This is a genomic window from Parapedobacter composti (assembly GCF_900112315.1).
Lineage (GTDB): Bacteria > Bacteroidota > Bacteroidia > Sphingobacteriales > Sphingobacteriaceae > Parapedobacter > Parapedobacter composti.
The window spans coordinates 222,266-244,210 of record NZ_FOLL01000003.1; the positions used below are offsets into that span (position 1 = coordinate 222,266).

The window sequence follows — 21,945 nt, forward strand, 5'->3', positions numbered from 1 at the left end:
GTACTTTAATGAAATTGCGAATCCACTAAAGACAATCAAAAATGCAAAAAACTTTAAGTTATACCAATATTTTATTCAGGATGAAACTTACACTTGCCATGGTGTTGGTGTCCTCCGCGGTGCTGCTGGCCAACCCACTTACGGGGCAGACGCTCAACGAGGTGACCTTGTCCATCCATGTAAAGCAAAAGGCTTTAAACGAAGTCATATCGCTTATCGAACAGAAAACGCCCTTCATCATCGGCTACAGCAGCGACGTGCTGGACGGCGACGAAAAAATCTCCGTGCAGGCAAACAACCTCAGCGTGGCCGACGTGCTGGCGATGATTACCGGGCCGCGCAACGTATCGTTCCGGCAGGTGTCTGAAAGGTATGTGCTTATCGAGCCGGCCGCAGGCCCCGGCGGTGAAGCCCAGCAGCCGGGGCCCGTACGGGGGCAGGTCACCGACAAGCACACCGGGCGCACCCTTCCCGGCATTACGGTGAAAGCGAAGGGCAGCTCCGCGGCCGCGCAGACCGATGCCAACGGCGTGTTTTCCATTGCCTTGCCCGCGGGCGAGCGGCAGCCGGTGCTGCTGTTTAGCCATGTGGGGTACCGCAGCCAAGAAGTGCCCGTCGAAGGCGATCGCCAGCAGCCGCTGCACGTACAGCTGGAGGCCGACCTGCTTGGGTTGGAAGAGGTCGTCGTCACCGGGCAGGGACTGAGCGTCTCCAAGCGGCGCCTTTCTACCAATGCCGCCGTGGTCAGCGAACGCCAGATCCGGGATGTGCCCGCCACCCGTATCGACCAGCTGCTGCAAAGCCAGCTGCCCAATGCGATGATCAAGCTGTCGGGCGGGCAGAGCGGCGCTACATCCATCATCCAGACCCGGGGGTTCAACTCGGCATTTGCCAACTCCACGCCCATCATCTACGTGGATGGCGTACGTGTAGACAACCTCAATACCGCCCCCACGCTGGGCATGAACCTCTCCGGCGGTATCTCGCAGGGAGCTTCTACCAGCGCACTGTCCGACCTGCCGGTGGAAAACATCGAGCGTATCGAATTTATCAACGGCGGTGCCGCCACCACACTGTACGGTTCTGACGCTGCAAACGGCGTACTGCAGATTTTCACCAAGAAAAACGGCACCGGCAGGGCTTCCTTCTCCGTTGGGGCGGATATGGGCGTGGAGACCCCCACGGCCGATTTCCATTATTTCGATCGCACCAAAGACGTACTCTACCAAAACGGCTTTTACAACCGCTATACCCTCGGGCTCAACGGTAGCACGGCGGGCTTCGGATACAGCCTGACCGGTTCATTCAGCGACGCCAACGGGGTGCTCATCCACGATCAGAACCGCCAGCGTAAATTCAATTTCCGCCTGGGCATGAATGCCCAGTTGCTGGAGGGGCTTACCTACGAGAGTTCGTTTTCTTACAGCAACCAGGGGCTGTCGCGCGTGCGCAACGGCAACTCGGGCGGGTACTCGGGGCTTTGGTTTGTAGAAGACGGTGCTTCAAAAATCATCGGGCCGGGTTTCAATCCCGTGCTGGACGAGCTGTCCGATGCCGATTTTGCAGTGTATAAGTCATTCGTCGACTCGGCCGAGCGGCTGCAAGACAACCGCTCCATGGTCAATCGTTTCCAGACCTCGCAGTCGGTCAGCTACCGCTCGCCATCGGGCATCGTGCTCAAGGGCACGGCCGGCGTAGACTTCCGCCAGCAGCGCGAGCGATCTGCCGTGACCATGGCCTACAACCGGCACATCCGCTCGAACAACACGGGGTCGCTGTCCAACTTCATGCGCAGCTTCCTGGGGCTCACCTTTGACCTCAATGCCCAGTATGACTGGCAGGTAGGCGACTTTTCGTTGCTCACCACGGTGGGTGGCCAGCTCTTCCGCACCGAAGACCGCCAGGTGGCCTACATCGGCCAGGATATCCGTGATGGCGCCCAGACCATCGGCCAGGCGGCCACCCGTACCAGCAACGAGTTTTATGCCGAGGTGGCCAACTACGGGGTGTTCGTGCAGGAAAACATCGGCTACCGCAACCGCTATTTCATTGATTTCGGTGTGCGGGGCGATGGCAACTCCGCGTTCGGTTCGTCCGTGGGCATCCAGTATTACCCCAAGGTGGGGCTGTCTTACATCCTGAGTGCCGAACCGTTTTTCGCCGCCATGGGCCAACAGGTGCTCAACACGGTGAAGATACGGGCCAACTACGGCGTTTCCGGCAATTTCCCCACGCCCTTTGCGCATGAGCGCACCATCGCCTTCTCCGGTTTCGGCGGCGGCCAGTCGGCCACGTTTGGCCATCCCGGCAATCCCGACCTGCGGCCGGAGAAAACCTACGCCCTGGAGATTGGCCTGGATATGGGCTTCTTCCGCGACCGGCTTTCGCTCTCGGCAAACTATTTCAACAACGAAACGCGCGACGCACTCTTCAACGTACCACCCGCCGCCTCGTCAGGCGTAGGCAGCTCGCTGCGCAACATCGGCCGCATCGAAAACAAAGGGTTTGAAATTGCGGCCAACGCGCAGGTGGTCGACAGCGAAAAGTGGGGGCTCAATGTCCGTGCGTCGGCCAATACGGTAGACAACATCGTTGCCAGCACGGGCGGTGCCCCGGCGTTCAACATCAACGGACTCACCTCGCGTACGGTGCAGATTGTCGTGCGCGAAGGCTATCCGGTGGGGTACATCTCCGGCAACTACGGGGTGTTTGACGAAAGCGGGTTGATGGTCGAGACCATACCGCTGTCTTTCCTCGGGTCTACGATACCCACCCTCACGGGAAGTTTCGGTTTCAACCTCCGCTACCGGCAGCTTTCGCTGTTTGCCAACGCCGACTACCAGCATGGCGGGTACCTCCACAACTGGGATAAGCAGTTCCGCATCAACTACGGCGCTTCCACCGCAGGCGTTCCGGCGGCCGAAATCGAGCAGAACGGGTCCATGAATTGGCTGAATTACTCGCAGCTCTTCGTGGAGCGCAGCGATTTCATCAAGGTGCGGACCATCGGGCTGGTGTATAACCTCAAGGCCGGAGCACTTCTCCGCCGCATAAACAATGCAAGTATTGGTTTTACGGCCGTAAATCCGCTGAATTTCACCGCATCGGCCTCCGATCCCGAAGCCGTAATGCCCGGCGGGGCGCAGGGGCAAGGCTCAGCAACCACCGGCGGCATCAACTATGCCGCACATTCGGCGGCGCGCCAGTTTCTCCTTTCGCTCAAGTTCAGTTTGTAACCACCTCAAAAAAATACGATGAAAACGACCCTCACATGGATAACACTAGCACTTGCCGCGACGGTTTCGTCGTGCTCGCTGGTGGAAGTCGAAAACCCCAATATTACCGACGAGACATTCCTCGGCACGCCCGAGTCGGCCGAAGTATGGTTGAACGGCTTGCAGAAGCAGCTTGCCCAGACGCTCAACCAGACCGTGGTGTTTGCCGAGATGGTGTCTGACAATTATTACAACAACAGCTCGTTGTCCAACCAAGTGTTTGACATCCCCACGTTGCTGCCCGAAGACCTGGATATAGACAACGTGCAGCGCGAGCTTGCCCGGCTGCGCGCCATGGCCGTGTACGGCGTGGAAAGGGTGGTACCCGCCGCCGCGGACGGCACCCGCGAACAGCTGGCCGAGATGTACTTCTATGCGGCCTATGCCAGCCTGCTGAGCGGTGAGCTGTTTGCCTCGCTGCCGGCCGTAGAAGCGGGCCCCGTGTTGCCGGCTACGGCCCACCTTGAAAACGCGGTCGGCTACCTGCAGCAGGGCCTGTCGCTGACCGCCGATGCAGGCCGGCGTACGGTCTATACGCTCGCGCTGGCGCGGGCCTACCATGGGCTGGGCGACCGGCAGCGCGCGGCACAGCTGGCACAGGAGGTCATTGCGGCCGATCCGCTGGTGCTGCGCAACGCCGTCTTTGACGGGCTCAACGGTGCATCGAACCTGATGCAGACCTATACCTTCAGCAGCTCCACGAATACGCTGGCGCCCCTGCCGAGGCTTGATTTTCTTGATCCCAAGTACTTCCACGTCGGCAACGCCAGTGCCGACCAGAAGCCGATAGCTTTGCTGAAAGGCGAGGAAGCCTTCCTCATCGCCGCGGAGGCCGCCATCGGCAACGGCGACCTGCCCGGAGCGAAGGCGCTGCTGACCCGGTTAGTCGGCGAGGTCGTGTCGGCGCGGCCGGTGGCGTCTGTCGATGGCCGCCATGCCGAGCGCAAGGGTACGCGCAGCGACTACCCCCTGTCGGCCGCCACCAAGGTGCGGTTTGCGCCGGGCGGCCCGTTGCGGGAAGGGCTGGTGCTGGGCCGGGGCGATGGCAACATTACCGTGCACCGCGTATCGGGCACCTCCGTGACGGAAGCGGAGATTGCCGCTGCCGGCGATGCCGATGCGCTGCTGTACCTGCTGTGCCTGCTCCGGCAGGAGATCTTCATGTCCGAGGGGCGGCGCATGACCGATCTGGGCATCCGGTTTCCGATATCAACCATCGAGCAGCAGAACAATCCCAACGTCAGCGCCCAGGACACGCGGGCCACGATACCGCCCTTTATCCCCGGCCAGTTGGGCATGGACGACTTTGAGCACGACGAGGCTGCGGGCGTTGTGACCATCCTGCACGATATAAACCGGGTGTTGGTAGCAAATAAGGCCAGTGCCGGCATACTGCCGCTGGTAAAATAATCCACCTGAAGAAGACGAAGATGAAACATGCATTCCTATTTTTGCTGGTGATGGCTACCACATTGGCAAATGCCGTGGCAGACGATGGCGCCCGGCTCAAAGCGACTTATTTGGAGATATTAAAGCCTTACGGGGCCGATGAGGCGCTGCTGGATCGGTGCTGGGAGGAAGTGGTGGAGGCCTATACCGGCCCCCGGCGGCATTACCACAACCTGGAGCACCTGGCCAACTTTGAGCGGCATCTGCACAGCTGCAAGGACAGCCTCGAAGATTTCGAAACGGCCTACCTGGCGATGATCTACCACGATGTGGTATACTTCACCACCGACGGCACGAACGAAGACCAAAGCGCGGCCTTTGCCGACCGCCACCTGGCGCTGTTGGGCTATCCCGCAGATAAGGTAGCGCGCTGCCACGCCTTGATTATGGCTACCAAGACCCATGCCGGCAGCACCGATAGCGACACGAATTACTTCGTGGATGCGGATATGGCCATTCTTGGCGCGGATCCCGCCGCATACCAGCGGTACGTAGCCAATATCCGGCAAGAATACGGGGCGTCGCCCCAGTTTGACCGGGGCAGGCAGCGTGTGCTGCAGCACTTCCTTGATATGGACCGGCTCTTTAAGACCGATTTGTTTTTTGATCGGTTTGAAAAGCAAGCCCGCAAAAACATTGCGGCAGAGCTCCGGTCATTGCAAGCAAACTAATCACCATACAGCAGCGGGCCATTACGGCCCGCTGCTGTTTTTAGTCCATAACAGCAGTTTTCCGATTCATCAGGACAACTGGATAAATTTTGCCTTTTCGGGCTGAATTTTATCTTTGTAACCCCAAGAACGGATTTACGCCATGAGAAAACCGATTGTAGTCTTAATAGCCGTTGCAGGTTTGGTGCTGTTTGCCATTGCGCCGCTGATAGCCCAAGAAAAGCTGAAACTTTTTTATGATAAACCGGCGTCGGAGTGGAATGAGGCGTTGCCCATTGGAAACGGCAGGCTGGGCGGCATGGTCTTTGGCGGGCCGTTAAAAGAGCAAATCCAGCTCAATGAAGAAACCATATGGGCCGGCGAACCGGGAAACAATGTACCTAAAAACGTTGCGCATAAAATCCAAGAGATCCGGGAGCTGCTTGCTGCGGGTAAACCGGCGGAAGCCCAGCGGTTAGCTAATGAGGTGTTCCCACGCACTGCACCTGAAGGGCTGGACTACGGAATGCCTTATCAGACGCTTGGGAGCCTCTGGCTGGATTTCCCGGGGCATGACCAGTATACGGACTTTTATCGCGAACTGGATATCGAAAATGCCGTGGCGCGCACCTCGTATACGGTGGGCGGAACCCGATTTAGCAGGGAGATGTTTGCTTCGTTTACGGACGACGTGATTATCCTTCGCCTCACGGCTTCGAAAAAAAAGAGCTTATCGTTTCGTATCACCATGACAAGCCCGCATAAAACCCACCGGGTAGCCGTGGAAAACGGACAGCTGGCCTTGGCCGGAACCAGCGGCGATTTTGAGGGCAAAGTGGGTAAAGTAGGCTTCAAAGGCATCGTGCGGCCGGTCGTGAAAGGCGGGCGCCTGATGGCAGGTGAGGATGCCATAACCGTGGAAGGTGCCGATGAGGTGGTGCTCTATATTTCCATCGGAACCAATTTTAAAAAGTATAACGACCTTACCGGCCATCCCGAACAGCGGGCAGAAAGCATCCTGAACAAAGCGGTAACGGTCAGGTACAAAAAGGCCCTTGCCGCCCATAGCAAGAAATATAAAGAGCAATTCGGCCGGGTAAAGCTAACTCTGGGCCGCTCTGCGCAGGCCGACAAGACAACGGATGTGCGTGTACAGGAGTTTGCCCATTCGCATGATCCCCATCTGGTGGCGTTGTATTTCCAGTTCGGGAGGTATTTGCTCATCAGTGCTTCACAGCCCGGGGGGCAACCGGCCAATCTACAGGGCATTTGGAACGACAAGCTGGCACCGCCCTGGGATAGCAAGTATACCGTTAATATCAATACGGAGATGAATTATTGGCCTGCGGAAGTGACCAACCTCAGTGAAACCCATGAGCCGCTTTTCGCGATGCTGGAAGATCTGGCCATTACCGGCCAGGAAAGCGCCAGTGAAATGTACAAGGCACGGGGCTGGGTGATGCATCATAATACCGATCTGTGGCGTATTACCGGTATCGTGGATGGGGGCTTCTACGGGATGTGGCCCATGGGAGGCGCCTGGCTGTCGCAACACATCTGGCAGCATTACCTGTACAACGGGGATGCGAATTTCCTGGAAAAACACTACCCTATCCTCAAAGGCAAAGCGCTGTATTACCTGGATGTGCTACACAAAGATCGTTCCGGCAGGTGGCTGGTGGTCAGTCCCTCGATATCGCCAGAGAATTCCTATATGGACGGAGGGGTGGGCGTCTCGGCCGGGACGACCATGGACAACCAGTTGATTTTTGACGTATTTAATAATTTCATTGATGCGGCAAAACGGCTCGGTGTCGATAGCCCGTTGGCTGATTCGGTCAAAACAGCGCTCAGCCAGCTGCCGCCGATGCAGATTGGGCAGCACAGTCAGCTGCAGGAATGGCTGGATGATTTAGACCGGACCACAGACAAGCATCGCCATATCTCGCATTTGTATGGCTTGTACCCTTCGGGGCAAATTTCGCCTTTCCGGCATCCGGATCTAACGGAAGCTGCCCTTAACTCGTTGATATACCGGGGCGATAAATCCACCGGCTGGTCTATGGGCTGGAAGGTAAATTGGTGGGCGAGATTGTTAAACGGTAACCAGGCTTACAAACTGATTCAGGAGCAGCTGAGCCCGCCTATCGGAGAATCCGGTCAGGGCGGGGGCACCTACCCCAACCTACTGGATGCACATCCGCCGTTTCAGATAGACGGCAACTTTGGCTGCACGGCGGGTATAGCCGAAATGCTCGTGCAGTGTTACGACGGCAATATCTTTATCTTGCCGGCATTGCCGGATGCGCTGCCGTCAGGAAGCGTGAGCGGGTTAAAGGTGCGCGGTGGTTTTGTGGTAGATTTGGCGTGGGATGGAGGCCGGCTAACCCGGTTGACCATCAAATCGAACCTTGGCGGCAATTGCCGGCTGCGTATTGCCGAAGGGATTAATTTAACGGGTAAAAGCGGGCTTTCCATAGCGGAGGGCGAAAATTCAAACCCTTTTTACAAGGTGCATGATATCAAGGCGCCATTGAAATCGGCAAAAGCTAACCTGAAAGGTTTTGATGTGCCTGCTACGAAATTGGTTGAGTTTGAAACCAAAGCAGGTAAAACATACCGCTTCCGCGCTAATACCATGTAATGGCTGTTGTTGCGCCCATATGGAGTACGGTGCTCATGCCCTCCCTATAGTTTCCCTTTACGGTCGCCCCTGTTAAAACAGGTTAGTAGGATAAAGCCCGTGATATATAGCAATTGTACCCACGTCGCGATGCGTGTGCTCGGCGATATACACGAGGAGACTACGCCCCCCGGCTTGGCCGCCTTAATCAGCGACAACCGGCAAAAGAGGCTGTTCGTCCCAGAAACGGCCATCCGTCCCAGCGGATTTGGCTTTTGTTTAGATCAGGTATTCGTGCGCAGGTAACACCGTGATTCGTTTACCAGCCTTTTCGAATTCATCCCGCTGCGCGTGGGTAACCAGCAACCCCTCCGCACAATTGAAAAAATCAAGCGCCTCTACCATCCCGTTCAGCTCCCGGTCGAGGTTATCTGCATTTAGGTGATAGCATACCTGTATGGCCACCTGCATATTGCCTTTATGGAAAGCAACAAAGTCACATTCACCTTTACCGGAGAAATAAAAAATATCCTTGTATTGCCTGCGCAGATGGAGGTAAACCATGTTTTCGAGCAATCGCCCACTATCATCCGTAAAAGACGCCGAATTTACATTGACCAGCCCGGTATCGATGGCATAAACCTTCCTTGGGTTTACCAATTGTTTCCTTTGCGAATAGTCAAACTTCGGGACGAAGTGCAGCAAATGGCTATCTTCCAAATACGATAGGTATTCCATAATGGTCAAACAGCAGCATGTCCGTCCCTGCATCAGTGATGATCCGGTCCAGCCGGGCGAAATCTTTCAGGTCAAACCCGTATAGCCTTGGGTCTTCAAAATTAAGGTATACGCATCGGGGTATCGCTGCTGGAGTAATTGGTAAAGCAGCGTACTTTTTCCACACCTTCTCACCCCTGATACAATCAATGCCAGCGCAGAAAGGTCTGGCAAAGTATCTCGCGCCGCCCTTTTCAACCCCATTCCCTTGGCTAGTAAATTGCTTTTTTGGGCCGTAATAACCCGATTGAGCGTTTCCTGTGTTATCATTGATGAATCTTGTGCATTATAAATGTACAAAATTATGCATTAGTAATATAAACTTTTAAACAACGGCAGTGTATAGGATTGCTCGTCCCAGAAAACGGCCGCTCGTCCCAACGGATTGGCTTAAGGGCATGCCATTGACTAGTTTCGAGGCATGCGGCTATCCCTCCATATCGACCGGCCCGATGCCCGCGTGCACAGCGAGGCCGCCATACGCGCGGCCGTGGCGCGCAGCGCCTATCCGCTGGCCGGTGCCGAGGCGCGGTATTGGGCAGCGCCGGGATGGCAGGTGCTGGAGCAGGGGTATGACCTGCCTGATGTGTATGTATGCAGTGTAGAGGTGGAGGCCAGCGGCGATACCGTCATCCCCATCCGTTGCCCCCTGCACGATTTGTATGGGTTTTACATGGTAGCCGGCGGCATCCGCATCGGCACCACGGATGCGCGCGCCGTTGTGCTGCATACCAACGCGGGGCACTACCGGCTCAGCTACCTCCCTGCAGCCACCTATACCTGCTCCTTTGCCGCCGGTATACACCATATTTTTTACTTCGTAGCCAAAGACAGCGTGCTGTTCCGCGAACCCAGCCCCGAGCTGGCCGACAGCATAGCGCCGGTGGAGGCCCTGCGGGCCAGGCTGGCCACACCAGCGGTGAGTGCAAACCTCTCCATGGCCGGTGTGGCGGGCGATAGCATCCAGCGGTTTCTGCGCCATCCCGGCAGCACCTACCTGCGGCGCTACCTCGCCATCCAGACCCTCGTTATCACGCTGTTATTGCAGGCCTGCGAGGCGTTGCGTGTGCAGTTTGCTGCCGGGCAGGTAGGGGCGGCACTCGCCACGCGCATGCGCGCATACATTGATGAGCAGGTGGTTGACGGGCAGGATGTAGGCGTGGCATCCGTAGCCCGGCGGTTTGCCGTATCCTACGCCTATGCCAAGGTGATTTTCCGCAGGCATGTAGGCCGGCCCATCGGCGGCTACATCCGCGGGTGCAAACTGGAGCAGGCCCGCCGCATGCTCGAAGCGGGGGATAGCCCCGCGCAGGTGGCGCGGTATGTCTGCTGGACGCCCGCTTATTTTAGCCGGGCTTTCCGGGCAAAATACGGACATCCGCCAGGGCAGCATGGAAACTTTATTTCTTCTTAAACAGAAAGATGATATGCTTCAATCCGCTGGTCGTACTCAACGCGACGCCAAGTTTTAACCGGGTTTCGTTCAGCTCATATACCTGCACGGTTGCGCTGTCATCCCCGGTGCCTATGGTCAATTTCTTTGACGCTTCATCATAAACATACGGCTGGTTTGCCAGCCCCAGGATGAGGTCCATCCCGTCCGGACACACCGTTTTGTTGTCATCCACGTTAAACCGCCCGTTTTTGAACGTAAATGTGTCATCCATATGGCAGTCCTGCCAAAGGTAATATTGGTGGTGCTTCAGGTTATTATAGTCAACATCATTGACGTCGCCGAACTCGCCGGGCGGGTTTGTCGCCGGGTTCTCATCCGTAAGTGTGGCCCGCCAGTGTGTACTTGCCAATATGTGGGCAGGGTCGTTGTTATCACCGCTACTGCTTTTTTCACATGAAATGGCAGCGCAGCCGCAAAGCGCCAGTAGTAGAAAGCGAATCGATTTCATCTTTTAGTGAGCTTATAGTACGCTTCGTTAAGCATGCTAAAATAGTCATTTTCAGTATTCTATCAAATAAATCAATAAACTTCGTGTCGGATAAGTCAATACCTGCCTTCACGTCAGCTATAATTTTGAATGCGGAGTTTACGAGTGGTTCTATGTTGAACCACCATACGATAATCACTGCCGGAAGAAACAGCATTTCTAACGGCTAAACAGAAAGGGGGTAAGAATATGGGGCCTTGAAAATACGATGTCTGAACATTGCCGAGGGTAATGTGAGGGAAACTTATGCAGCATCATATGAAATATTCAGTTCTTAACTTAAGTAAAAAATAACATGAAAAAGATAATTTCTATCAGCGGAATAGCTGCGGTTATGATCACGTTAGGTGTGATAAGCTATCAAGTACTCGCAGGTGAAAAGGGGTCGGATGAAACTACTATGCTTCAACCCACTTGGTGGGTATTCAATATGCCTGCCGAGGGGAATTATGCCGAGGAGGCATTGAAGGCCGAAAACTACAGCCCATATACGGGAGCCGGTGATCCTGAATGTCTGATTGGCAATCGCGTTTGTGCGGTGAAGCTTATTGAGGGCGATGTGGAGGGACAACCGGATCAGGATGCACTGGATGCATTGGCGGCGGATATTGCCAATAACACTCACGATGAGGATTTGCTCAGGTTCGAACAAATCTAACAGAGGTTGCAACAACCAGCTATGCCAAAGCATGGCCGGTTGTTGCTTTTTTGTTATTTATTTTGGTCTATACCGCTCCTTTCGATTACCTGCATCGGGATTAGATAGGCAAATGCACCAATTTCTTCCGGTGAGAGCGTGTATAAATCCTTGTCGATTCGGCGGGTCAGTGTTACTGCAATGCTTCCTTCATGAGTTAGTCGCCTCAAATCCGACCATCGTATTCCTCGAAACACCAATTCCTTTCTCCGTTCGTTAAGGACCAGTGCCATGATCTCGGCCTGTTCCATATTGAAAATTTCATCCGATCGGTCAGTCGAATACCGAGCCTTCATCAACTTACTTAAATCATTCTTGGCTGATTCCAATGAACCCTTTCTGGCATGTACTTCTGCCCTAATTAACAACACTTCAGCGGTAGTCAGCCCGTTGAATTTTTCCATGTTTGTTTTTTGACTAAAGTCTCCGGTGAATGCCTGATAGCCATCGGGCATCTGCTTGAAGTATGCAAGTTTCCGTAGGTCGTCTGCCGCATACGACGCAAAAAGCGCGGTGTCTATACGCGCCGTATTTTCCGATAGCATCCCTCCGGAACCTCCTTGCTGCGAATAGAATATCACCTCTCTATTGAACCGCTCAAAAGGATAGGACTGTTGAACGTCTATTTCATTGAAATCCATCAATTCGTTTTGCAGTGCCAGGCAGGAATCGGCATATGCCAACGCCCGGTCATACGCTCCGATAGAAAGAAAGCACCTCGCCAACGCCGCATATGCCGACGCCTTGTATGGTCTTGTCGGATAGCGGGGTTTTGTGGCGGGAAGCAACCGGGCGGATTCGGATAAATCAGCTATGATTTGGTCATACGTTTCCCGCAACGTTGAGCGCACAGATGGGATATTGATATCCGAACTCAGCCTCAAAACGATACCCAGTTTGTCATCGGCCGAACTGTCGTCGTAGAACGCACAGAAAACCTGGGTGAGTTCATAGAAGACATATCCCCTGAAGAATTTTGCCATCCCGGTTATTTCCGATATTTGGCTGGTATTGTCGAAATGAACGTCTTCGATTAAATCCAAAACGGTGTTTGCCACGGCTATTTTCATGTATGGCCAGTTCCAGTAGACATTTTCAACCGGGATTTTACCCCATACATAGGTCGAGCGGTTTTCTTCGGATGTAATCGAATTCCACGCTGGACCGGGGATGAACAGGTTGTCCGATCCAACTTCGGAGAGTGCCGCAGCGGAGAAATTATAATTCATTACCGGAACGTAGTCGAGCATCGCATACAGATCGTCTGCATGAGCGGGCACGGCCAGTTTCTTATCCGGTTTGATAGAGAGGTATTTCTCGCAAGAGACGCCTGTAAACACGGAGAGAAGGCAGATCAGGCAAGTTTTCTTTATGTTGTATCTATTGCTGTGATTCATGATGGTTATGATTGCATTTTAGAAATTAAGGTTCACTCCCATTGCGAAGTTGGCAGGCATCGGGATGTTCCCGTTCACTTGTGGATCTAGCCGCAATTTGTTGGCCCTCCAGATAATGCCGAGGTTATTGGCATAGAGGTAGACCTGTCCGCTCTTAAGCCAGCTTCCCATGGATGGCAATGTGTAGGCGAAGCGGCAGTCTTGAAGCCGTATGTGGTCTCCTTTTTCCACCAATGGCTCGGTATTCTGATAGAACGAATTGCCAGCACTAATGGGGTATTGGAAAGCCGGTACGTGTGTTGTTTTTTCGTCTCCCGGCTTCTGCCACCGCGCGTAGTAATCGATGTGGCCATCGCCGTTGTTAATCAACTGCGCATAGTCCATTCCCCGCCGCCGGAAGTAGTAGCCGAAATATCCGCTGATATTGACCGAAAGGGAGAAGCCCCTGAAGCTAAAATCATTTCGCAGTGAACCAAAATAAAGGGGCCTTGTCGACCCGTGGAAGACGAGGTCTTCCAGTTTCGTATTGGCAGAAGTGATGCTCCGGTAGTCCTGGCTCACGTCGCCACCCAGGTAGCCCATCGGCTCGCCGGTTTCTGGATTCAGGCCTGCCCACCTGTAGCTGTATATGGGGAAAGCAAGCGTACCGGGAATCTGCGACATCCCCCTGCCCCTGACATAGGTGGTCGGCCCGGTGTACTCGACAAATGAATGCGTTATCCAATTGTTGTTGTAGGAGAAAAGCCAATGCGTAGCCCACGCCAGTTTCCCCGACAGGTTTTGCGTGTTGATGTTTACATTGAGTCCCCTACTCTTAGTGTTTGCTACATTCATCGTCATGGACGTGACCCCCACGGTTGGGTCTATCGGATAGAAGTGCAGGAGGTCTTCGGTATGTTTCCAGTAGTAATCGACGCTGCCCCGCATCCGATTGCCTGAAATGGCGAAATCCACACCGAGGTTGGTGTTCCTGACCTTTTCCCACCGCAGGGAAGGATTTGGAGGGTTCCGCAGCCCCGCGCCGGGCAGGTCTACACCTGTGGACGATTGGTTGCTGTAGTTGATTGTGGTAAGCGCGCTCATGCTGTTATCCACGTTTCCGCTGTAGCCGTACGTTGCCCTTATTTTCAACCTTGGCAACCATTGGGCGGTGAAGAACGGTTCGCGATGCACTGACCAGCTTAATCCGGCTGACCAAAGCGGCGTCCACTTGTCGTTGGTATTGACGCCGAAAAGGTTTGAAGCATCGCGCCGTGCACTGAAAGAAGCCGTATACCGATCGCGATAGCTATATGAGGCATTGGAGAAGAAGGAGACAAACCTGTTCGTGGTTTCGGTGAAATCCATCACGGCGAAAGGCATCGATTCGGAGGATGCCAGATTTCCATAAACCGGATACCAATAGGTAAAGTCAATCTGTCCGGCGTAGGTAAGCAGTTCGTCGTTATATCCATAAGCAATGAACCCATCGCCCCGGTTGTTGCTCTCCTGCACTTCCGCGCCAAGGATAGCGTGCAGTTGATGCGACGCGTCTAACCATTGTTTGTTGAGGTTGAACTGCCCACGGAATCGATGGCCGCTGGAGGTCTGCCGCGATGTATTAAGTATTCCGCCGAACGGAAAATGGTATTTGACACCTGCTTCGCTGATTGCCGACCCTCTATTGATGCGGTTTCTTGCGTAGTAGCTGTCTATATTATGGTGTGTTTCGTTTTTCGTGCCAAATTGGCTGAACTGGTATTTAACGTCCAGGTCTAGCCATGGGAGCAGCTTATAGTTAAGCCCCAAGTTGAGCAGCAATTCCTCGCTGGAAACCAAGGTAGGTGGATTCTTTATTTCGTCGAGTGGCCTATAATGCCAATCAAGCAACCGACCATTTCCCGCGGTGTCCAGGAAGCCCATGCGGTAGTCTTTGGGTACCGGAATTGGTCGGCCATTTTCATCGGCCAATGCAATATAGGGAAACGGATAACCTGAGTTTTGGTAGGTCTCCGCCGCCGATGCCTCTTGATACCGATTTGCCGCCCATCTTACTCCCAAAGCCAGTTCAAGGTTACGTGTCGGTTTGAGGTTATTTTCTGCCCGCAGTGTGATGCGGCTGTTTTGGCTGCCGACTCGTGAAGGCAGCGATTGGTCGTATCCTCCTCCGATAATCAGCTTTTGCCTGTTTGTTCCGCTGCTTATCTGCAATGAGTGCTGCTGTTGCAGCCCTTCGCGGTACATATACCGCAGCATGTCATTTCGCACATCATTTTGCCGGTACGCATCGATGGCTTGTTGGGCCTCGGTTGCCGAAAGCAGGCCGTCACGCTGTTTGATTAGAATTTCCACCACAGGAGATAGTGCTGGTTTGGCCCGGCTGTTTTCCTTGTTGTTGTAAAAACCCTGTTGGAAGAGCAGCTGCTCAACGTCAATGTAATCGGAGGTGCTTATGATGCGGTGCTGGTAGAGGTCGGGCTTTTCGATGACATTGATGTTGGATGTGACGCTCACGCGTACCGGCTGTTCGTAGGTTGCTTTTTTGCTCGTTAAGACGATGACACCGTTTCCGGCCTTTGCCCCCCAGATGGAAGCCGCTGCCGCATCCTTCAATACGGTGACGCTTTCGATATCATTAGGGTTGATGCTGTTGATATCCCCTTCGTACGGGAAGTTGTCTAACACGATCAACGGCGCATTTCCTCCAAGGGTGCCAGCGTTAAGCGTGCTGATGCCGTGGATATAGATATCGTGGTTTGGACGGCGGCCAGCAGTGTTGAAATTGGCATCGCCTTTTTCGAAGTGTATTCCGGTTGCGAGGTTTTCTATCCGGCTCAGCACATCCATGCTCACGCTCCTGTTGAGCAAGGCGTTGTCTATCTTTTCAAAAGAACCGGTTGCCCTTTCCTTGGATAGCGTCTCATATCCGGTAGATACGACCGCTTCATCGAGTTGATGCATGGCAACGGGCAGGGTAATCACCAATGGTTGTTGCTGCGGAAACGTGACGGAGACCTCTCGCGACAGGTGACCGATATGCGATACTTTCAGGGTTGCCCCTTTCCCTTGCAACCGCAGCTGGAAGCTGCCCGAAGCATCCGTGCGTACGGAGGTCTCTTGCTGCGCGGCATAGACGCTCGCGTTCGGTATGGGCGTGCTGTCTTGCTCTGCCACGACCCGGCCGGCGACCGTGTATGTTTGGCTGAAGGCCGCTTGGAGGGCCGTAAAACAAAAAATCAAGCTGATGTAGGTTTTCATTTTCGTGTTTTATGTGACGTTTAAGTTGTGGTTTCCGGTTATTACCGTTCGGTTATTACTAAGAACGTTTCTTCCCGCTGCTGCTCCACGAGGTCAAGTCCATAGGGAGAGAGCGCCTTTTTAAGCGATCGGAGGTCGGTTATGTCGTTCAATCTTAAGGTTAGAGAAACCTTTTCACTATAACCGGTCCCATCCACAACCAGCTTATCCCGATATGCCGTGTTGAGTACATGCACCAGGCTCGACAATGTAGCGCCCCTCAGTATTTTTACGGGGTTTGAAGTTGTGAGCGTACTCGTCCGCTCCCCATGTTCTTCCCGATACGCGATGTCCGGCGCATTTTCAACTTGGGTTAGTACCAGGCATGTGGTGTCGCGTGTTTCAATCCTGCCGTTGAGGCTAAGGAAGTGATTGAGGTCAGCCAGCATACGGGCTTTCCAGTTTTCCGTTTTCCCTAATGGAAATGTAGCTTCGTAGCACTTGCCATATTGCTGATACCAGCTATCCATTGCAATGTGCTGATTGGAAGCGGTAGGAGCCGTGTATGCCGCTGGGTCTGCAACCTCCAATATCACATGCGTTGGTGCGATCCTGTTGTTCGTGGCTATTCGGTACAAATCCAATATTGCCTTGTTTCGAAAAGAAACCCGCTCAATGCCCATCAAGCTATCCGATTCAGTCGCAACGTATGGGCCAACGCCCTCTGTGTAACCGATAACGGCGGAATAGTAAAGCGACCGCTTGGCATTATTGGGCAAAACGTTGGCCTCCGCATCCAAGGTAATCAGGGGAGCATTGAAAAAACGGGTGTTTTCTGTTTTAATGGGCCAGTCAAGCGGGCCACCATGTTGAAATTCGCGGATCGTGCGGGAAGTGATCTGCCCCGTGCTGGTGGCTGCCCGAACGATGCCATATGCATCTATCCATACCACATGCGAGATATATGTATGCGGGAAGTGCTGTTTCAAAACACTGTCCGCCACAATGAACGGCAGTTTGGTGTCATTGATAAAATTATTCTTAGGGATGAAAGCAGCTACCCTGCTCCGTTTTTCGGCGGTAACGGGTATGACGACGATATCGCCACCGGCACTGCGGGTAACTGATTCTATTTTCGGCAACGCTTTTATACATCCGCCGCATCCGGTGGATAGGAAGTCAAGGAGAATGGGCTTTCCTCTGTATTCGCCAAGCGTAATCATCTCCTTCCCTTCCGGATGGTTGGCCACCTGCAATGGCAGGTGCCATAGGTATTCGGGGATTGTATCGCCTATCTGCAGGGGGGCGATGGAGTCTGGTAAAAAACCCGGCATCGCAGCCCCGAGTTTTTGCGGGGACTGCGCGCGGGTATACAAACACATGAAACCTAAAATGGCCAATAGGCCATATCTTATCCTTGGGCATCTAAAGGTACTAAAAAATTGATAAAAGTAAACCCATAAGCAAAAAAATTTCTTCATTTTGTTGCTGGCTATAAGTGATTTAAGAAATTTTTGTTTCAAAAACCGACCGCTGGGCCAACAAAAACGAGTACAAAAATTTGCAAAAGTGGGGTTAAGCGCTTACCTTTAGGGTGCAAGTTATTAACCGAAGGCAAACAACCGATCCCACCTAAGCAAACCATGCAGTTTCCTTATGGCACAGGGTCGGTACTACCGGGCAGCGGCCAGTGGCTTTTTGTGCCGTTGGCAAGCATGGCTTAGTGCCTTGCTTTTAGCTATCCGATGTTTCTTTCGGTTGCCCCTATTCGGGGGCACATATGATATTTTTTGTACGTGCCTTGAAAGTGACAATGCTCAGCCGTGAGGTGGAGCGCAGTCGTGTAGCTTCGGCAACAGTGCTGCTGAGGAATGTGGTTAGTTGGTTTGGTGTTTTCGTTTTCATAATTTGTTTGTTTTTTATGAAAACGATGCCTAGAGAGTGTTCAAGCTGAAAACCAGCAGGAACGGCCTTGCTCCTTCTAATTCGGAGGAAAATCCGCCTGGAAACCTCTCAACAGAGAACTGTTGGCCCTTAGAAGTACGAACGCAAATGCCGCCCTTACTGGTGTATATGCAAAGATATAACTTCCAGTAATAGATGGGCGACTTTACGGTACTCTCTCGGGCAAATTTGGCGGATTTTTCCGAAAAGAGAGACATCGTTACGGATGTACCAAAGGCACATACGTTGTTGTCGCTTACAATATAAGACAAAGGTAAACAATAATTTCGATATATACAAATTTTATTAATCGACTAAATGAATAAAATCGAGGATATAGACGAAGCGAAATTATTTGTTCAAAATTTGACCAACATAATTGAAAGGCTTCATTTAAGTAAAGCCAAATTAAACAGCAAGTTAAAATGGCCAACAAACAAATTGAGAAACATTTTAGGCTATAACCAAGCACCCCTTATTGACGACGCTAAAAGTGTGAGAAAATTATTGGGGTTACAAATAGCCGATCTGTTAACTAAAATTCTCGATAATGCGGAAATAGACGATTTATCTGAAAGATTGGCTGATGTAAAATTGACAAAAAATACGGATACAAGTGTCGGGAGCCCAAAGCATAACCCGGTATCGTATATTACAGTTTTGCTTTACCGAAAATACACATTAGAGGATGAGTTCACTAAAAAAGATATTATCAAATCAATCCCCGCCGAATTTGCCAACTACTCGATTGAATGGAATAAAAATAGATTGAGGAAGTACGTTAAAAAGGTCAAAGAAGTAACCAATTCAGAGAACAAATCAGAACACGTTTTTAAACTAACTCAGGACATACCATCAGGAATAGCAGGAAAGGCGATATCGGAAGTTGGCGAAGATTGGTTAGAATAGGATTGATAAAAATTTACTACAGAATGAGTCTTAAAGCTGAATACAACACCTATCTCCAGACTGCATGAGGAGGCTCATTTGACGATGTCGTTAGTGAGGTGCGCAAGGTCATAATGCAGCTGCAAAGTAGGGGTGATGAGCAAGGTGCCTTTTTGGGCAGGTATGGCAGAAGATGAAGAGTTTGTATTGGAATGTGATAAAGATTTGAAGGCAGTCGTAGTGCTTCCGGGAATTTCACCAACGGAGATTAGCTATTACGCGAAGTCATGGGCGGAACTGGATGAACTGTACAAGATGTTTATAGCTGATAGGTTTGAGAAGCAAAGGTAAGCAGTTTTATTGAATATTACAAATTTGTAATAAATCTTTATGTCATTAGAGAAAGCAAGCCCTAAACAATACATAGATCCGGTAGCGTTATCTGCATTCAGAGAGATATTTTGGAGAAAATGTAAGGAAAAGGATATAACGTTAGAAGATTTAGCGGATAGAACAGGGTTAAGCTACATTCAGATCTATCGTATAGTCCGAGGCAAAAAGAATACCTCGTTTAGTAATGTGATTGCAGTGATTAGAGCAGCCGAGTTTCAACCAGTTGAAATCTTGGACTTCGAAATAGAAATTCCAGTATATCCTCCTTTGAGAGGTAAAAAAGTGAATGAGGATGGGAAGAAGTTGCGTAAATCTCCAGGTCCAAGTTTTTTTATTAATGAATATATTGAAAACGGAATTTTTGATGATAATGGGCTAACTGCAGCAGAGTTGACAAAATTAGTTAACGATGATTTGGGAAAGGGATTTGATGAGTCTGATTTTTCTACGGAGATGGGTAGATTTTGTGATAAAGGTGCATTAACAAGAGAAAAGGAAGGGAGTGCGTATCGTTATTTTGTGCCGAGTGCAAAATGAATGTTGAGCAGTTCTGAGGACAAATGAAAGAGGGGTGATCGTGGGTTATCACAGATTGTGATAACCTGTCAACAACTTTTGAGGTCGCAATTTGTGACTCAAAAGACGCAAAGAAGGAAAAGAACGTCACTGGACATCACAGTGTGTGATCTCCAATGACTATTAGTGGCTGAATATTTAAAGATTTATTTGAGCCGAACGGTGTGGGGAAGGTTTAGTGACGAATTGAGGCAACAATAAAGAGTAACATAATGCAGGAGTTTGTCGAAGAAATCAAACAGCTATTAGATCAAGCGAGAAGAAAAGCGTACACCGCTACGGCTCAGGCTATGATTGAATGCTACTGGCAAATAGGAAAGCGTATCGTAGAAAGGGAACAATTAGGACAGAATAGAGCTGCTTATGGTAAAGAAATCCTGCAAAATTTGTCCATTGGTCTCGGCAGGGGATATAGCCCAAGAACATTACGGGATTTTAGAAAGTGTTACTTGACTTTCCCCGATTGGGAAGATTTGGCACACGCGTGTGCCAAATTGGAATGGTCTCATATACGGGCGGTTACACGTGTTTCTGATCCAAAAGCAAGGCAATATTATCTCAAAGAAGCAGCAGACCAGAATTGGGGTACCCGACAGTTAGAAAGAAACATCAACACCTTGTATTACCAGCGCCTCCTTTCTTCACAGGACGAACAACCAGTAGAGGAAGAAATGGTAGAGAAAACAAAAGAATACCAGATGGGCACGCGCGATTTCATCCGAAATCCAGCTGTACTTGAGTTTTTGAATATACCAGCTAATTACGGATATACTGAAAAGCAACTCGAACAATCGCTGATCGATAACCTCCAGCAGTTTTTGCTTGAGCTGGGCAAGGGGTTCGCTTTCGTTGCTCGACAGAAATACATCCGTACCGAGACGGCTGATTTTTTCATTGACTTGGTGTTTTACAACTACATCCTGAAATGTTTCGTGATCGTAGAGCTGAAAACGGATAAAATCACGCATCAAGATATCGGGCAGCTGGACATGTATGTCAGAATGTTTGATGATTTGGAGCGGAAAGAAGGCGACAATCCTACAATTGGAATACTGCTTTGCACTGAAACAGACAGGACTATTGCAAAGTATTCCGTGTTGAATGAGAGCAAGCAATTATTCGCCAGTAAGTATTTGCCCTATCTTCCTACCGAAGAAGAGTTGGTAGCGGAAATAGAACGGGAGAAGCAGGTTTTCAGGGAACAGGCTGCGGTTTATGGTCAAGAGGATGAATAGTGTATATAGGTGTCATAATTTGTGATACGATTGGGGCAGGAATTTTCATTGTGCAAGGGATGCTTGCATAATTTTGGGGGCTATAAAAACGGGGAGTTGAATTTGTGCAACCAGCGGTTGCATAAATAGTAAGCACTGATAAAAACTGAATGAGTATGATGACACTTTTTTGAATTTGGGTATAGCGGAACTAATAATCGTGCTGCCCGGACTTGCCTTTATTTTATATACGTTGTTTCATACACTGACTAATAATGGCCTTCCCGGTTTGCATCGATTAGTTTGGTTCTTGATTGTGATGAGCTTTCCAGTGCTTGGCGGGGTAGCGTACTGGGTAGTCAGGAGGAAGTGGGGTGATGAAGTGATTAGGAAGGAATTTTAGAATTTTAAAAAATCAAACGATTATGGCCTGTAGTAAAAATCACAGTAAAACAGATAATATAGTCAAAAACTTGCCTATTGGACAGGAAGGAGTAGGTAGACATAAATGTGCATCTTGTGCTTATGAAATTGGTTATCAGCACGGATTACAAAAAGCTGAAAATATAAATTTAGGAAATATTTTAGAGGGCTTAGAGGAAAGTCAAAAAGGAGAAAGAAGACACCGAAGCCCACACGCTGCATATTCTCTGGGATACTTTAATGGTGTTAAAGATAGTTATAAGTGATTAGTACTTTTTCAATATGTGTAAGGCAACTATGATGTAGAGCGGTTGCTGTATTTACAATTCTTTGACGGCTAAAACTCACCAAGACTGGGACAGTAGCTTGCTAATTCACGGAAATAATCAAGATTGAAAACTTTCTTAATCTGGGGTAAACGGTTGTTGAATGTGGTTGATTATGGCGACGAAATTCAGCTGATGAGTATCCTTAAACCTT

At 51.1% G+C, this 21,945-nt stretch carries 17 protein-coding genes; 11 read left to right on the top strand and 6 right to left on the bottom strand.

Annotated features, from left to right (window positions below):
• The first annotated feature begins 80 nt into the window (after nucleotides 1–80).
• The 4 genes from BM030_RS05690 to BM030_RS05705 all read left to right on the top strand — a co-directional run bounded on the left by BM030_RS05690 (nucleotide 81) and on the right by BM030_RS05705 (nucleotide 8,018).
• Nucleotides 81–3,236 carry a SusC/RagA family TonB-linked outer membrane protein gene (locus BM030_RS05690; RefSeq protein ID WP_090972243.1) on the top strand — a complete coding sequence of 1,052 codons (3,156 nt, stop codon included), beginning with the start codon at nucleotides 81–83 and terminating at the stop codon, nucleotides 3,234–3,236.
• A gap of 18 nt (nucleotides 3,237–3,254) precedes the next feature.
• Entirely contained in the window at nucleotides 3,255–4,685 is a 1,431-nt protein-coding gene (locus BM030_RS05695) for a hypothetical protein (protein ID WP_090972064.1), read from the top strand.
• A gap of 20 nt (nucleotides 4,686–4,705) precedes the next feature.
• The gene (locus BM030_RS05700; protein ID WP_090972066.1) at nucleotides 4,706–5,395 is read left to right on the top strand and encodes an HD domain-containing protein; all 690 of its coding nucleotides are present in this window, start codon (nucleotides 4,706–4,708) and stop codon (nucleotides 5,393–5,395) included.
• A 142-nt stretch (nucleotides 5,396–5,537) separates the two neighbouring features.
• Nucleotides 5,538–8,018, top strand: coding sequence for a glycoside hydrolase family 95 protein (locus BM030_RS05705; RefSeq protein WP_090972068.1), 2,481 nt, complete (start codon nucleotides 5,538–5,540; stop codon nucleotides 8,016–8,018).
• A gap of 258 nt (nucleotides 8,019–8,276) precedes the next feature.
• On the opposite strand, the gene BM030_RS20160 is transcribed toward BM030_RS05705, so the two are convergent.
• Both BM030_RS20160 and BM030_RS20165 read right to left on the bottom strand, forming a co-directional pair.
• Nucleotides 8,277–8,735 (bottom strand): ATP-binding protein, encoded by a 459-nt coding sequence (locus tag BM030_RS20160; protein ID WP_244518707.1) that lies wholly within the window; start codon nucleotides 8,733–8,735, stop codon nucleotides 8,277–8,279.
• Nucleotides 8,736–8,801: 66 nt separating this feature from the next.
• On the bottom strand, nucleotides 8,802–9,044 hold the full coding sequence (locus BM030_RS20165) for an AAA family ATPase (protein ID WP_244518709.1): 243 nt from the start codon (nucleotides 9,042–9,044) through the stop codon (nucleotides 8,802–8,804).
• Between the two features lie 151 nt (nucleotides 9,045–9,195).
• On the opposite strand from BM030_RS20165, the gene BM030_RS05715 reads away from it, so the two are divergent.
• Nucleotides 9,196–10,188, top strand: coding sequence for a helix-turn-helix transcriptional regulator (locus tag BM030_RS05715; protein ID WP_090972070.1), 993 nt, complete (start codon nucleotides 9,196–9,198; stop codon nucleotides 10,186–10,188).
• On the opposite strand, the gene BM030_RS05720 is transcribed toward BM030_RS05715, so the two are convergent.
• Nucleotides 10,175–10,678, bottom strand: coding sequence for a hypothetical protein (locus tag BM030_RS05720; RefSeq protein WP_139215818.1), 504 nt, complete (start codon nucleotides 10,676–10,678; stop codon nucleotides 10,175–10,177). The genes BM030_RS05715 and BM030_RS05720 overlap by 14 nt on opposite strands.
• Nucleotides 10,679–11,012: 334 nt before the next feature.
• Here BM030_RS05720 and BM030_RS05730 point away from each other — a divergent pair, with 334 nt between their 5' ends.
• Complete coding sequence (locus tag BM030_RS05730) at nucleotides 11,013–11,375, top strand: hypothetical protein (protein ID WP_090972076.1); 363 nt, start codon at nucleotides 11,013–11,015, stop codon at nucleotides 11,373–11,375.
• 53 nt (nucleotides 11,376–11,428) lie between these two features.
• Here the strand turns inward: BM030_RS05730 and BM030_RS05735 are convergent, their stop codons facing one another.
• The 3 genes from BM030_RS05735 to BM030_RS05745 are packed head-to-tail and all read right to left on the bottom strand — an operon-like array spanning nucleotide 11,429 to nucleotide 17,361.
• On the bottom strand, nucleotides 11,429–12,811 hold the full coding sequence (locus BM030_RS05735; RefSeq protein ID WP_090972078.1) for a RagB/SusD family nutrient uptake outer membrane protein: 1,383 nt from the start codon (nucleotides 12,809–12,811) through the stop codon (nucleotides 11,429–11,431).
• A gap of 18 nt (nucleotides 12,812–12,829) precedes the next feature.
• Nucleotides 12,830–16,048 (bottom strand): SusC/RagA family TonB-linked outer membrane protein, encoded by a 3,219-nt coding sequence (locus tag BM030_RS05740; RefSeq protein WP_090972080.1) that lies wholly within the window; start codon nucleotides 16,046–16,048, stop codon nucleotides 12,830–12,832.
• 41 nt (nucleotides 16,049–16,089) lie between these two features.
• Nucleotides 16,090–17,361: a TlpA family protein disulfide reductase gene (locus tag BM030_RS05745; protein WP_170845645.1), complete on the bottom strand. Its 1,272-nt coding sequence runs from the start codon at nucleotides 17,359–17,361 to the stop codon at nucleotides 16,090–16,092.
• A 928-nt stretch (nucleotides 17,362–18,289) separates the two neighbouring features.
• Between BM030_RS05745 and BM030_RS05750 the strand changes: the two genes are divergently transcribed.
• The 5 genes from BM030_RS05750 (at nucleotide 18,290) to BM030_RS05770 (ending at nucleotide 21,731) form a co-directional block, all read left to right on the top strand.
• Entirely contained in the window at nucleotides 18,290–18,880 is a 591-nt protein-coding gene (locus BM030_RS05750) for a hypothetical protein (RefSeq protein WP_090972084.1), read from the top strand.
• A gap of 135 nt (nucleotides 18,881–19,015) precedes the next feature.
• Nucleotides 19,016–19,210 carry a hypothetical protein gene (locus BM030_RS19625; RefSeq protein ID WP_139215820.1) on the top strand — a complete coding sequence of 65 codons (195 nt, stop codon included), beginning with the start codon at nucleotides 19,016–19,018 and terminating at the stop codon, nucleotides 19,208–19,210.
• Nucleotides 19,211–19,249: 39 nt separating this feature from the next.
• Complete coding sequence (locus BM030_RS05755; RefSeq protein ID WP_090972086.1) at nucleotides 19,250–19,789, top strand: helix-turn-helix domain-containing protein; 540 nt, start codon at nucleotides 19,250–19,252, stop codon at nucleotides 19,787–19,789.
• Between the two features lie 251 nt (nucleotides 19,790–20,040).
• On the top strand, nucleotides 20,041–21,063 hold the full coding sequence (locus tag BM030_RS05760; protein WP_090972088.1) for a PDDEXK nuclease domain-containing protein: 1,023 nt from the start codon (nucleotides 20,041–20,043) through the stop codon (nucleotides 21,061–21,063).
• 404 nt (nucleotides 21,064–21,467) lie between these two features.
• On the top strand, nucleotides 21,468–21,731 hold the full coding sequence (locus BM030_RS05770; protein ID WP_090972092.1) for a hypothetical protein: 264 nt from the start codon (nucleotides 21,468–21,470) through the stop codon (nucleotides 21,729–21,731).
• The last annotated feature ends 214 nt before the right edge of the window (nucleotides 21,732–21,945 follow it).

Bases quoted from the DNA above. Each gene is read 5' to 3' on its own strand.
- BM030_RS20165 (WP_244518709.1), bottom strand. From the start codon at position 9,044: ATGATAACACAGGAAACGCTCAATCGGGTTATTACGGCCCAAAAAAGC.
- BM030_RS19625 (WP_139215820.1), top strand. From the start codon at position 19,016: ATGAGCAAGGTGCCTTTTTGGGCAGGTATGGCAGAAGATGAAGAGTTT.
- BM030_RS05690 (WP_090972243.1), top strand. From the start codon at position 81: ATGAAACTTACACTTGCCATGGTGTTGGTGTCCTCCGCGGTGCTGCTG.
- BM030_RS20160 (WP_244518707.1), bottom strand. From the start codon at position 8,735: ATGGAATACCTATCGTATTTGGAAGATAGCCATTTGCTGCACTTCGTC.
- BM030_RS05730 (WP_090972076.1), top strand. From the start codon at position 11,013: ATGAAAAAGATAATTTCTATCAGCGGAATAGCTGCGGTTATGATCACG.
- BM030_RS05760 (WP_090972088.1), top strand. From the start codon at position 20,041: ATGCAGGAGTTTGTCGAAGAAATCAAACAGCTATTAGATCAAGCGAGA.
- BM030_RS05735 (WP_090972078.1), bottom strand. From the start codon at position 12,811: ATGAATCACAGCAATAGATACAACATAAAGAAAACTTGCCTGATCTGC.
- BM030_RS05700 (WP_090972066.1), top strand. From the start codon at position 4,706: ATGAAACATGCATTCCTATTTTTGCTGGTGATGGCTACCACATTGGCA.
- BM030_RS05750 (WP_090972084.1), top strand. From the start codon at position 18,290: ATGAATAAAATCGAGGATATAGACGAAGCGAAATTATTTGTTCAAAAT.
- BM030_RS05745 (WP_170845645.1), bottom strand. From the start codon at position 17,361: ATGCCGGGTTTTTTACCAGACTCCATCGCCCCCCTGCAGATAGGCGAT.
- BM030_RS05770 (WP_090972092.1), top strand. From the start codon at position 21,468: ATGGCCTGTAGTAAAAATCACAGTAAAACAGATAATATAGTCAAAAAC.
- BM030_RS05720 (WP_139215818.1), bottom strand. From the start codon at position 10,678: ATGAAATCGATTCGCTTTCTACTACTGGCGCTTTGCGGCTGCGCTGCC.
- BM030_RS05715 (WP_090972070.1), top strand. From the start codon at position 9,196: ATGCGGCTATCCCTCCATATCGACCGGCCCGATGCCCGCGTGCACAGC.
- BM030_RS05705 (WP_090972068.1), top strand. From the start codon at position 5,538: ATGAGAAAACCGATTGTAGTCTTAATAGCCGTTGCAGGTTTGGTGCTG.
- BM030_RS05740 (WP_090972080.1), bottom strand. From the start codon at position 16,048: ATGAAAACCTACATCAGCTTGATTTTTTGTTTTACGGCCCTCCAAGCG.
- BM030_RS05695 (WP_090972064.1), top strand. From the start codon at position 3,255: ATGAAAACGACCCTCACATGGATAACACTAGCACTTGCCGCGACGGTT.
- BM030_RS05755 (WP_090972086.1), top strand. From the start codon at position 19,250: ATGTCATTAGAGAAAGCAAGCCCTAAACAATACATAGATCCGGTAGCG.